Source organism: Shewanella sp. SW32 (genome assembly GCF_025653365.1).
GTDB classification, from domain to species: domain Bacteria; phylum Pseudomonadota; class Gammaproteobacteria; order Enterobacterales; family Shewanellaceae; genus Shewanella; species Shewanella oncorhynchi.
On record NZ_JAKKSJ010000006.1, the window covers coordinates 158,218 to 170,268 of the forward strand.

The following is a 12,051-nucleotide window of genomic DNA, read 5'->3' on the forward strand; positions in this document are numbered from 1 at the left end:
AACCTGTTTAGCCGCATATATCTCAATTAACTCCTGTGACTACTTAGGTAATTGCTTACAAAGGTCATCAAATAGTGCAAAACTTTCCGTTAGCACCGTCTGTAATTGATCTTCGTTATAGCACCATGGCTGGCGTTGTGTACGCCAGTCGTTATCCCAGTCAATCTCTTCACCTCGCGCTAACCGCTCTGCAACGGCAATCTGTTGATAGGAGCCGCCACCGATGCGCTTATCTTCACGCCACAAGTCAAAGTTAAAAACTACCCACTGCCGCATCTCCATCATAAGCGTCATATGCGGGTAGGCGAACTTTTTCTCATTTAGCTTGTAATATCCCCCCTCGCTTGTATAAAAACGAATCGGATATGGGAACTGGGCAACCAGTGCTTGTTGACGCTCGGACGGCACCTTAGGATTAAAATCGCCAGGGAGCTTAGGAAAGCGCGCTAACATGGAGGCATAGCGATCGGCAAAATTAACCTCGCGTGCAATGGTAATCACGGGTTGTGATACTTTGTTTAGAATAAATTCACGTTCTTCATTGTCTAACATATCGTCATCCATCTTGACTGTTTATGGTGTTATTACCGCAGCCGTTAAAAGCTAATATCCAATATTTCAATTGATTAAAAATGTTCGGTCAATATCAACGTCGCTTTTATCGCTACGGCCTCGCTAAGAGTCAGAAGATATTTAGCGGTTACTTTATGTATCCAGCTTATCTTGCTTAAGCCCAAGCCGAATACTGTCGACTAATGCCACTAACCAGCAGAGTAAAAAGCCATAGAGCAGCTCATTGGCATTGGCAATTGTGGTCTGGGTTTGTTGCGTGATTTCGGCAGAAATCACGCCAATATCAAGCGGTAAGGTGCCGTTTTGAATATCTAAGGCGATCACTTGTGCCACTTGATAGATTTGCATGAGCAACAGCACAAGACTCACGACCGCTAAGCTAAAAAATACCAGTGCCGAGCGTTTATGTTTTAGGTAAAAATGGCCGCTGCCGGGGGCGACAAAGGCGGATAACAGGCCGGCGTTAAAGGCTTTTTTCATCGAAATACACTAGATGCGTTGCTAAAGACTAAGTCGACACTAATAGACATGTTGGCTTAACTGCAAGTTAATTTGCCATTGTGACTAACATTCCAATAAAGCCCGCAAACAGAGTGCAACCGACAAGTACCATGATTAATAAAGTTTTATCTTTGTGGCATGACTTAGCGAGTTCGGGCAGTGCCGAGGTAAATGGGGAAGTGATCAGTGCTAAAAAATCCATTTTATATCCTTAAACTAGGCATTCTTGCACTGACTATATCAGCTTGAAATATCAACTGGCCAGTGTGCTTTGAGCTAGTGCGATGTTAAGACAACAAAAAAGGAGCCTAGGCTCCTTTTTTAGTCTCTAGCTTAAGCTAGATTAGTCTTCACGTGGTTTACGTGGCTTACGCTCACCGGCAGGTTTGTCTGCACGAGGTTTTCGGTCAGCAAATGGCTTATCACCAGTAGACGCAGCGCGAGGCTTACGATCACCCGCTGGGCGGTCACCTGTTGGACGATCGCCACGTGGTTTACGGTCACCAGCAGGACGCTCTGAACGAGCACTGCGGCCTGAATCAACAAATACTTGATCGCCAGCTTCGCGGATGTTCAATGGCTTGCCACAAACACGTACTTTACGTAGGTGCTGTAACACGTCTTTTGGCATGCCGTCTGGCAGGTCAACAGTGGTCACTGCATCGTAAAGTTGGATTGCGCCAATGTAACGGCTGTCGATGTTAGCTTCGTTCGCGATAGCGCCAACGATGTTACCCACACCTACACCATTCTCACGACCTACGTCGATCACGTAACGGCACATTTTCAAATCTGGGTTGTCTTTCAACGCTTCAGCTGAGCCTAAGCTTGCTGGCATTGGACGCGGTTCGCGACTTCTGCGTTCACCACGCTCACCACCACGGTCATTACGATCACTTCCGCGGTCGCTACGTTCAGTGCGCTCACTGCGTTCATCACGAACACGTTCTTGAATTGCTGGCAATTGCAAAGGACGTTCTTGTTGAACTTGCTGTAACAAAGCTGCGGCTAGCAGATCGGTATCGACTTCTAACTGTTGGCATAATTGAGCAACAGCTTCTTTCATGAAATCTAAATCGCCGTTGATTGTTTCAGCCAATTGCTCACCTAAGCGAGACAGACGACGTTCTGCAACTGTCTCTGGGCTTGGGATTTTCATTGGTGAAATGCGGCTGTTAGTTGAACGTTCGATAGTGCGCAGCATGCGCATTTCACGGCTCGTTACAAACAGGATCGCCATACCAGTACGGCCAGCACGGCCTGTACGGCCAATACGGTGTACATAAGCTTCGGCATCATACGGAATATCGTAGTTCACAACGTGACCTATACGCTCAACGTCAAGACCACGGGCCGCAACGTCAGTCGCGATCAGAATGTCTAACTTGCCACGTTTCAGTTGATCAACTGCACGCTCACGGGCTTGCTGGTTCATGTCACCGTGTAGTGGTGATGAAGCATAACCGCGGGCTTCTAACTTTTCAGCTAACTCAACACATGAGTTACGAGTACGGACGAATATGATCACACCTTCAGTGTTTTCAACTTCTAATACACGTACTAAAGCTTCAAGTTTGTTGTGTTGTGATACTTGTACGAAACGCTGTTCGATTGACTCAACCGTAGTTTGGCTTGATTCGATACGAACATGTACAGGATTACGTAAGTGCTGGTTAGCTACACGCTTAATTTGCTCTGGCATAGTGGCAGAGAATAACGCCAGTTGGCGCTCGCTTGGCGTGTGCTCAAGGATCCATTCGATATCATCGATGAAGCCCATTTTTAACATTTCATCGGCTTCATCGAGCACTAAGGCTTGTAATGAATCGAGTTTCAAGGTGCCGCGACGCATATGGTCCATAACACGACCAGGCGTACCAACGATAACTTGTGGGCCACGTTTCAGGGCATTCAACTGTTGTTGCATGCTTTGGCCGCCATAAATAGGAAGAACGTGGAAATTCTTCATAAATTTGGCATAGCTACTGAACGCTTCAGCAACCTGCACGGCTAATTCACGTGTTGGTGCTAATACTAAAATTTGCGGTGTAGTTTGGCTGGTAACTTTGTTTAATAGTGGTAACGCGAAGGCGCCAGTTTTACCTGTACCTGTTTGCGCTTGACCTAAAATATCTTTGCCAGCCATAAGTGGATCGATACTGGCTGATTGGATTGGCGTTGGTTTTTCATAACCTAGCTCGTCAAGAGCACGCAACAAATTCTCGGATAGGCCGAGTTCACGGAAAGTTCTTTCATCGGATGACATTGGGTTGTAGCCTTGTGGATGCGCGCGCGAAATGGCGCTAAAGTTTCACAGACAGAAAATCAACCCCGTGTCGATTTCCCGCGAACGACGGATTATAGCAGCATGGCGGCCACTTTACCAATCAGAGTCACGCTATTTAACCTGTTTTCTGCATTTTTTTCGCTAAAACTGAGCAAGAAACGCGCCACTTCCCATTAATTCTTTAAATATTCAACATTTAATTGAAGTAACTCGAATGCTGACTCTGTCACTGCCGCAAGAAAAGTGATGTCGATTGTCGCGACGGTATCCTCTGGTGTGTGATATTGGGGATGGGTCGGCACACCAAAATACAGCCAAGGGATATTCGCTTTGTGGAAGGGGTAATGATCCGACGCCCGCAGCCAATCGGTACTTTGTATGCTTCGACCAACGGGTTTAGGGTGCGTGAGTTTAATGCAAAGTCGGTTCTGCTGATTCAGTAGGGGTTTAAATTGATTGAACTGAGTGAAGTTTCGACTTCCCTCTAGGTAAATCGCATAGGGCCTGCCGGGGTGACTCACCATATCTAAATTCAACATCAGCTCAAAAGTCGCTTCTGGCAGGCGGGTTTTGAGTTGCTCTACCAAGGCGATACTGCCATAGAGCCCAGGTTCTTCGGCATCGGTTGCTACAAACATCAGGTTTACCTTAGGCAAGGTATTGGGTTGTAGGGCAAATTGCTGTTGCCAATGTTTGGCAATAGCGAGCATAGCAGCGACGCCGGAGGCATTATCATCGGCGCCGTGGTAAATCTTGCTGCCGCTCATGCCTAAGTGATCATAGTGGGCGACGATAATGCGCCATCGATTCGTCGGTTCTGCCGCCATCGCGGTGGCGACCACGTTGGCGCCGTTTTCTTGGGTGAAGAAGGTTTTATATTCAAAGGGCACGATAAAGTCCGCTCCCCAAGGCTGTAAACCTAGCCCCTGAAATTGCTGCTTTATATAGTCACGACTTTTTGCCGCACCTTGAGTTTGGGTTTTGCGGCCTTCAAATTCATCCGAGCTTAATACTGTGACTGTCGCTTGTAACTCTGTGGGCTCGGCCCAAGTGAGTTTTAGCTCTGTGCGTGCACAGGTTTCGGCTGAGTTAGCGCAACCAGTGAGGGTGGCTACAACAAAGCAGGCCAGTGCAAATAAGCCAAGTCTTTGGGATTGATGTCTTATAAGGTGCATGATCTTGAACTTGGCGAGCAGCTGACCGATACGACTGTGGTTGAATAGAGTCAATGCGCTTAGGTTTATGTCGCTTAGATTTTTACTTAAAAGTGATTGATACTGCCTCGGTAATATAAGGTGAGTCACTGGGGACTGAGTGCTATCACGCATGGACATTCCTTATCGCTGAAGCCTTCGCCAGAAGATGAATATCATCTTTGCCTAAATCCGATTCTAATTCAATGAGATCTATATGTATGCGATAGCTTAAGCATATTGGATTGCTGAGCGAAAAAAAGCGCAGTGCTTAGGGCGACTGCGCTTTTATTATTCAGACCAACTGCGGCATGAGCCGAATGTTAAGCCCTAGCTTTATTGGCCTTTGCCAGCTCGATATCCCGTTTTAGCAGTGGCTTTAAGAAGCGTGCCGTGTGGGAGGTTGGATGCTCGGCGACTTCTTCCGGCGTGCCTGTGGCTAAAATCATACCGCCACCACCGCCACCTTCTGGGCCTAAGTCGATAATCCAGTCTGCGGTTTTGATCACATCCAGATTATGCTCAATCACCACAATCGTGTTGCCGTGGGATTTGAGACGATGCAACACGTCGAGCAGCAATTGAATATCGGCAAAATGTAAGCCCGTGGTCGGTTCATCCAAGATATACAAGGTTTGGCCCGTGTCACGCTTAGACAACTCTTTGGCAAGTTTCACCCTTTGGGCTTCGCCACCCGAAAGTGTTGTCGCACTTTGGCCGAGACGCACATAGGACAAACCCACATCCATCAAGGTTTGTAGCTTACGGGCAATGGCAGGTACGGCATCGAAGAACTGACGCGCATCTTCCACTGTCATCTGCAGTACTTCGTGAATATTCTTGCCTTTATAGCGTACTTCTAAGGTTTCGCGGTTATAGCGCTTACCTTTACAGGAATCGCAGGGTACATACACATCGGGTAGGAAGTGCATTTCGACCTTGATCAAGCCATCGCCTTGGCAAGCCTCACAGCGTCCACCTTTTACGTTAAAGGAGAAACGGCCGACCTGGTAACCGCGAGTCCTCGACTCTTGGGTTCCGGCAAAAATCTCGCGAATTGGGGTGAAGATGCCTGTATAAGTGGCCGGATTTGAGCGCGGTGTGCGGCCAATCGGGCTTTGGTCGATATCGACCACTTTGTCGCACAGTTCCATCCCTTCGATACGGTCATAGGGTGATGGCTCATCCACAGTCGCTCCGTTGAGCATTCTATGGGCGATCTTGAAGAAGGTATCGTTGATTAAGGTCGATTTACCCGAACCCGATACGCCCGTAACACAAGTGAATAGGCCAATAGGAATGGTTAAATCCACATTGCGCAGGTTGTTGCCGCGCGCGCCAAACAACTCAATCACTTGAGTTTTGTCGAATGGAATGCGCGGCGTATCGATATGAATGCTGCGCTTACCGGAAATATATTGGCCGGTGACCGATTCTTCACAGGCGATGATCTTCTCAATTGGACCGTCACAAATCACTTCGCCGCCGTGTACACCTGCGCCAGGGCCGATATCGATCACGTGATCCGCCATACGGATCGCATCTTCGTCATGCTCAACCACAATCACAGTGTTGCCCAAATCCCGCAGGTGGATAAGCGTCTGCAGCAGACGTTCGTTATCCCTTTGATGCAGACCAATTGAGGGTTCGTCGAGCACATACATTACGCCGACGAGTCCGGCGCCAATTTGGCTGGCGAGTCGAATCCGTTGGGCTTCACCGCCCGAGAGGGTTTCCGCCGAGCGTGATAGGCTCAAATAATTGAGGCCCACGTTCACGAGGAAGCCTAAGCGATCGCGGATTTCTTTTAAAATCTTCTCGGCGATCTGCGCCTTTTGGCCACTAAATTCGACTTTCTCGAAGTAGTCCAAGGCTTCGCCAATCGACCAAGTGGTGAGTTGTGGCAGGTTGATATCACCTAAAAACACGTTACGGGCTTCTTCGCGTAAGCGCGAGCCACCACAGCTTTGACAAGCTTGGGTATTGATAAACTTGGCTAATTCGTCACGTACCGAGTTGCTTTCGGTTTCGCGATAGCGCCTGTCCATGTTGTTTAGAATGCCTTCGAAGGGGTGATTACGCACCACCACATCACCGCGGTCATTAATGTATTTAAAGGCAATACTTTCTTTACCTGAGCCGTAAAGTACGATTTTACGGACTTTTTCGCTAAGCTGCTCGTAGGGCACTTCGACATCGAACTTATAGTGTTCGGCGAGTGAGCTAAGCATTTGGAAATAGTAGAAGTTGCGTCTATCCCAGCCGCGAATCGCACCGCCCGCCAGTGAAAGCTCGGTATTGGTGATCACGCGCTCAGGATCGAAAAATTGTTGTACCCCTAAACCATCACAGGTTTGGCACGCGCCGGCTGGATTGTTAAAGGAGAAGATCCTTGGCTCTAATTCCGCCATCGAATAACCGCAGTGCGGGCAGGCAAAGTTGGCCGAGAAGATCAGTTCTTCGCCTTTGGATTTACCAGTACCCGTGTCGTCTTCCATGCTGGCAACGGTCGCTATGCCGCCGGAGAGTTCTAGCGCAGTTTCGAAGGATTCCGCTAAGCGTTGCTTGATATCGTCACGCACTTTAAAACGGTCGACAACCACTTCAATCGTGTGTTTAACGTGTAAGTCTAAGGTTGGCGGATCGGTTAAGTCACACACTTCACCGTCGATACGTGCACGGATATAACCCTGTGCCGATAGACCTTCGAGCAATTTAACGTGTTCACCCTTACGAGCGTTGACCACAGGTGCGAGCAGCATTAAGCGGCTGTCTTGGGGCATTTCCAACACTTTATCCACCATCTGGCTGACGGTTTGTGCCGCCAAGGGTTGATTGTGTGTCGGACAACGCGGCTCACCCACACGGGCAAACATCAAGCGCAGGTAATCATAAATTTCGGTAATCGTGCCCACGGTTGAACGTGGGTTATGGGAGGTGGATTTTTGCTCTATGGATATCGCCGGGCTTAAGCCTTCGATATGGTCCACATCGGGCTTTTCCATTAAACTCAAAAATTGGCGAGCATAGGCAGATAGGGACTCGACATAACGTCGCTGGCCCTCGGCATATAAAGTATCGAAAGCGAGGGAGGATTTGCCAGATCCCGATAAGCCCGTGATGACAATCAGTTTATCCCTTGGGATAGTCAGGTTGATATTCTTGAGATTGTGGGTGCGTGCGCCGCGTATTTCAATCTTATCCATCTATCGCTCTAATGCCATATGCTTAAAAAAATGAGCACAAGTATCGCACAGTTCCGCCGCTGAGTTTAGTTGATTCTGTGATCTGCACCAATCCTAGGGCTGGCACTGGCTTTAAGTCGGCCTGCTTTGCGGGATGTTGTGGATGGAATGGATTAACTAAGATTAATACTGTTGTTGCGCACTGACTCACAGGACAATTGTGAACACTATGTTAGACTCATTCCCCTGTGTCTGAGCGTTAAAAATAAAGATGTTAACTCAGACACAGTCAATATAGGTCCGTGATAAACGGGATAAAAGCTAAGTGTATAGTCAGTGGTTTAGGCCACTATTTCCTTTTGAGCAAATCCTTTTGGGTGTGGTAACATGCGCCCCTTAAAAGACTTCAATCCAGGGCAAAATCATGGGTAACAACGGACTTTCGGGTACTGAGAAAAAAGTCGCGTTTTCTTTAGCCAGTGTATTTGGTTTGCGCATGATGGGCTTGTTTATGATCATGCCCGTCTTTGCACTTTATGGTCAGCATCTTGAAGGCTTTTCGCCTCTGTGGGTGGGTATTGCTATCGGCGCCTATGGCCTGACTCAAGCCGTGCTGCAAATCCCTATGGGGATTTTATCTGACAAATATGGTCGCAAGCCGATTATTCTTGGTGGCTTAGTGTTGTTTGCTATTGGCAGTGTTATCGCTGCTAATGCAGATACGATTTATGGCGTTGTCTTTGGTCGAGCTGTACAGGGTATGGGCGCGATTGCCGCTGCCGTGCTGGCGCTTGCCGCAGATTTAACCCGCGACGAGCAGCGCACTAAGGTGATGGCGATTATTGGCATGTGTATCGGGTTATCTTTTGCCCTGTCTTTGCTAATGGGACCTATCGTCGCGCAACATCTTGGGTTGACTGGATTGTTTTGGTTAACGGCGGTATTGGCTATTGTCGGTATGCTGTTGATCCAGTTTTTAGTGCCTAATCCCATCACTCAGGCGCCGAAGGGAGACACTCTAGCTACGCCCGCTAAGCTCAAACGTATGTTCCTCGAGCCGCAATTATTTAGGCTTAACGCTGGGATTTTTATCCTGCATTTAGTGCTCACCGCAGTATTTGTGGCACTGCCGCTGGATCTGGTGGATGCGGGTCTAGTGAAAGAAAAACATTGGATGCTGTATTTCCCCGCTTTTGTGGGCGCATTTATTTTGATGGTGCCGTTAATCATCATAGGGGTTAAGCGCAAAAATACTAAGGCGATGTTCCAAATTGCCCTCGTGATAATGATAGTGGCATTGCTGGCGATGGCCGCATTTGCGAGCAATCTTTGGGTATTGAGTTTTGCCGTGGTGCTCTTCTTTACTGGGTTTAACTATTTAGAAGCTTCACTGCCAAGTTTGATTGCCAAATTTTGCCCCGTCGGCGAGAAAGGTTCGGCCATGGGCGTGTATTCTACTAGCCAATTTTTAGGGGCTTTTTGTGGTGGTATGCTCGGTGGTGGTGCTTTCCAGCTCGTGGGCGCAGTCGGGGTATTTATTGTTGCCGTGATCTTAATGTCTATTTGGTTATTCCTGACATTAGGCATGCAAAACCCTGTGTTGTTAAAGAGTTACACCTTAGAAGCCGAAGTCAAAGACAAGGCACAAGCGCGGGATATGGCGACTCAGTTATCCCAATTAATGGGCGTCGTCGAAGCGATCGTCGTGCTGGACGAGAAAGTGGCCTACTTAAAGGTTGATGAGCATTTCGATTTAAGAGAAGCACGAGCTGTGTTAGGCTCTGCTCAATAATATCTGGGTCTGCCGTGTGGTATTTGGGGAAGCTGATTTTCCTCTATGGCGACACAGATAAACAACATACTGAATTAATAGATTATTTAAAGAATCGCAGGAGATTTCAATGGCCAGTCGTGGTGTTAACAAGGTAATTTTGGTTGGCAATTTGGGACAAGATCCAGAAGTGCGTTATATGCCAAACGGTAATGCAGTCGCAAATATCACAGTAGCGACTAGCGAATCGTGGAAAGACCAACAGGGTCAACAGCAAGAGCGTACTGAATGGCACCGTGTGGTTCTGTTCGGCAAATTAGCTGAAATTACAGGTGAATACCTGCGTAAAGGTTCACAGGTTTACCTTGAAGGTAAGCTGCAAACTCGTAAGTGGAAAGACCAAAGTGGTCAAGACCGTTACAGCACTGAAGTGGTTATCGACCAAAGCGGTAGCATGCAAATGCTAGGTAGCCGTGGTCAAGGTGGACAAGCACAAGGCGCGCCAATGGGCGGCGGCATGCCACAAAACGCAGGTTATCAATCTGCACCACAACAAGCCGCGCCTGCGCAAAATCAATATGCGCCAGCGCCTCAAGCAGCACCTGCTTACCAAGCGCCAGCTCAGCAACAATATGCTCCGCCAGCACCTGCCCAGCAGCAAGGTTATGGTCAGCCACAGGCTCAACAACCACAACAAGGTGGTTATGCGCCTAAGCCACAAGCCGCTCCAGCACCAGCTTATCAAGCGCCTGCAGCACCGGCACAGCGTCCTGCGCCACAACCACAGCAAAACTTCACTCCAGATTTGGATGATGGCTGGGATGACGATATTCCGTTTTAATTTGGAACGTATCGAAGCATAAAGACGGTATCGTCTTAAATAAGCAAAGCCACGCGAGTCGTGGCTTTGTTGTTTCTTGTTTTTATGCTTTTAAGTTTAGTGCTGTGAGCCCGTGGGCGAGGTTGCTAAATCTTTCACCTCGCTTGCTCACATAACGATACGTTTGAGATAGAAACTTAGAACGTATAATCGAAGTTATAACGCATGCCTAGCATGATCTGGTCATTGGTTTCGCGGTATTCAAAATCTGTTTTTTGATATTCGATGAAGGTGCTGAATTTCGGTGTTTTATGCCATTCCAGCGTAGTGTTATAGGCATTGTATTTCGCGGAGGTGATGTCATTGTCGCCATCGTCATATCTGGACACGCCTAGCTTGATTTTATAGCTGTCAGTGATGGGATAACTTGCAACCACATCCAGTGTTGAACCATCCAATGTTGTGCCATCGACGCTGTCTTTTTCAATGTTTTGGTAGGCTGCGGCGAGGAACAGAGAATTGAAATTTTTCGCTAGGGTTACACCGAATGTATTTTCATCCTTGTTGTCTTCTAACTCTTTATTATAAAAAGCCGCGGCAATGTAGATGAAGTCGGTTTTATAACGGATACCCGCGTTAACGAAGTCGCTGCCGCCACTGCCTTTATTGCCGTCGAATTGCGCATCGGCCGAAAATAACAGGTCGCCAAATTCTTTACGATAGGTCACTAGGTTATTGAGTCTGAAGGGGCTCGCACTGTCATAGGCGAGTGGGGTTCCTGAGCGATTAAAGATGTCGACGGGATCGGAAATGATTTCCTGGGTGACGGCTTGTTTACCTATGGCTACGCTACCAAAAAATCCCTTTAATCCGACATAGGCTTTGCGTGCATCGCCAAAGTCGCCGTCATCTTTGATATCGACCTTAAATTCCCCTTTCGCAAACCCGACTAAGCCATTGCCAAGTTGGTGTTCTGCGGCAAAGCCAATTCGCGAGTTCGCATCGCCCACATCCCACACATCGTCCGAGTTAGTGTGGGTCAGGCCGAAAGTCGGGCGTAAAGAACCATAAAAATTAAACTGAGTATCCGATAAAACCGATGCCTCTTTTTCTTGGGCTTCGAGCATGGCGAGTCTTTGCTGAATTTGTTGTAACTCAGTGCGTAACTCGTCATTGGTTGCAGCGGTATCATTGGCTTGAACAGCAAAGATAGGTGTGGCAAAGCTCAGCACAAGTATGGCTGATGTGAGTTTAGACGGTTTCATTTATGTTTCCTTACATAACAACTACTAGCGTGCCGTTAATGGATTTTGTTGCCGATGGAACAGTACTGCTAGTAGTAAGGATCTGCACTTGTGATAGTGCTCAAGGGGGCGCCTAGCTCAGAGGCAAGGCGTCGCATATCTGCAGCGGGCAGATATGATTTGCCCGCTGGTTTGGGAAAGGTGTTGCCCTAAAACCCCGCTAATGCAGCTGTCTCTTGATCACATCTTTTGCTCAAGAGACAAGGCTAGCTGGTAACCTTCAAGGATGGTTTGCAGTTTAAACCATCCTTGCCATAACCTTTCCCAGCCCACAATTCCGCTTCGTTTGCTGTCATTCCAGCCCGCGAGTTTTCCTAATCTTAGATAAGCCCAATGCACACTGGGGACTTGTTCGGGCGGTTGGCTTTTTTCCGTCTTTAGCCATAACAACTTCCAGGCCAATGGGCTTAACAGGCT

General features: G+C 48.0%; 9 protein-coding genes and 1 pseudogene. 2 read left to right on the top strand and 8 right to left on the bottom strand.

From position 1 onward, the window contains the following. Positions 1 to 39 precede the first annotated feature (39 nt). The 6 genes from L5M28_RS05220 to uvrA all read right to left on the bottom strand — a co-directional run bounded on the left by L5M28_RS05220 (position 40) and on the right by uvrA (position 7,760). The gene (locus tag L5M28_RS05220; RefSeq protein ID WP_263198538.1) at positions 40 to 552 is read right to left on the bottom strand and encodes a hypothetical protein; all 513 of its coding nucleotides are present in this window, start codon (positions 550 to 552) and stop codon (positions 40 to 42) included. A gap of 153 nt (positions 553 to 705) precedes the next feature. Continuing rightward, complete coding sequence (locus L5M28_RS05225; protein WP_263198536.1) at positions 706 to 1,053, bottom strand: hypothetical protein; 348 nt, start codon at positions 1,051 to 1,053, stop codon at positions 706 to 708. 67 nt (positions 1,054 to 1,120) lie between these two features. After that, positions 1,121 to 1,276 (bottom strand): hypothetical protein, encoded by a 156-nt coding sequence (locus L5M28_RS05230; RefSeq protein WP_219234525.1) that lies wholly within the window; start codon positions 1,274 to 1,276, stop codon positions 1,121 to 1,123. 141 nt (positions 1,277 to 1,417) lie between these two features. After that, complete coding sequence (locus tag L5M28_RS05235; RefSeq protein ID WP_263198534.1) at positions 1,418 to 3,340, bottom strand: DEAD/DEAH box helicase; 1,923 nt, start codon at positions 3,338 to 3,340, stop codon at positions 1,418 to 1,420. A 194-nt stretch (positions 3,341 to 3,534) separates the two neighbouring features. Then, entirely contained in the window at positions 3,535 to 4,689 is a 1,155-nt protein-coding gene (locus L5M28_RS05240) for a M28 family peptidase (RefSeq protein WP_263198532.1), read from the bottom strand. A gap of 188 nt (positions 4,690 to 4,877) precedes the next feature. Further along, the gene (uvrA, locus tag L5M28_RS05245) at positions 4,878 to 7,760 is read right to left on the bottom strand and encodes an excinuclease ABC subunit UvrA (RefSeq protein WP_263198531.1); all 2,883 of its coding nucleotides are present in this window, start codon (positions 7,758 to 7,760) and stop codon (positions 4,878 to 4,880) included. A gap of 403 nt (positions 7,761 to 8,163) precedes the next feature. Here uvrA and L5M28_RS05250 point away from each other — a divergent pair, with 403 nt between their 5' ends. Both L5M28_RS05250 and ssb read left to right on the top strand, forming a co-directional pair. After that, positions 8,164 to 9,531, top strand: coding sequence for an MFS transporter (locus L5M28_RS05250; RefSeq protein WP_105251336.1), 1,368 nt, complete (start codon positions 8,164 to 8,166; stop codon positions 9,529 to 9,531). Between the two features lie 109 nt (positions 9,532 to 9,640). After that, positions 9,641 to 10,351 carry a single-stranded DNA-binding protein gene (ssb, locus tag L5M28_RS05255; RefSeq protein WP_011790777.1) on the top strand — a complete coding sequence of 237 codons (711 nt, stop codon included), beginning with the start codon at positions 9,641 to 9,643 and terminating at the stop codon, positions 10,349 to 10,351. A gap of 176 nt (positions 10,352 to 10,527) precedes the next feature. On the opposite strand, the gene L5M28_RS05260 is transcribed toward ssb, so the two are convergent. Next, positions 10,528 to 11,595 (bottom strand): porin, encoded by a 1,068-nt coding sequence (locus L5M28_RS05260; protein ID WP_263198530.1) that lies wholly within the window; start codon positions 11,593 to 11,595, stop codon positions 10,528 to 10,530. A gap of 219 nt (positions 11,596 to 11,814) precedes the next feature. Further along, a pseudogene (locus L5M28_RS05265) lies at positions 11,815 to 12,051 on the bottom strand (IS4 family transposase); the annotation flags it as partial.

Excerpts from the sequence above, each read along its gene's own strand:
- L5M28_RS05260 (WP_263198530.1), bottom strand. The coding sequence starts at position 11,595 with ATGAAACCGTCTAAACTCACATCAGCCATACTTGTGCTGAGCTTTGCC.
- L5M28_RS05250 (WP_105251336.1), top strand. The coding sequence starts at position 8,164 with ATGGGTAACAACGGACTTTCGGGTACTGAGAAAAAAGTCGCGTTTTCT.
- L5M28_RS05225 (WP_263198536.1), bottom strand. The coding sequence starts at position 1,053 with ATGAAAAAAGCCTTTAACGCCGGCCTGTTATCCGCCTTTGTCGCCCCC.
- L5M28_RS05230 (WP_219234525.1), bottom strand. The coding sequence starts at position 1,276 with ATGGATTTTTTAGCACTGATCACTTCCCCATTTACCTCGGCACTGCCC.
- uvrA (WP_263198531.1), bottom strand. The coding sequence starts at position 7,760 with ATGGATAAGATTGAAATACGCGGCGCACGCACCCACAATCTCAAGAAT.
- ssb (WP_011790777.1), top strand. The coding sequence starts at position 9,641 with ATGGCCAGTCGTGGTGTTAACAAGGTAATTTTGGTTGGCAATTTGGGA.
- L5M28_RS05235 (WP_263198534.1), bottom strand. The coding sequence starts at position 3,340 with ATGTCATCCGATGAAAGAACTTTCCGTGAACTCGGCCTATCCGAGAAT.
- L5M28_RS05220 (WP_263198538.1), bottom strand. The coding sequence starts at position 552 with ATGTTAGACAATGAAGAACGTGAATTTATTCTAAACAAAGTATCACAA.
- L5M28_RS05240 (WP_263198532.1), bottom strand. The coding sequence starts at position 4,689 with ATGCGTGATAGCACTCAGTCCCCAGTGACTCACCTTATATTACCGAGG.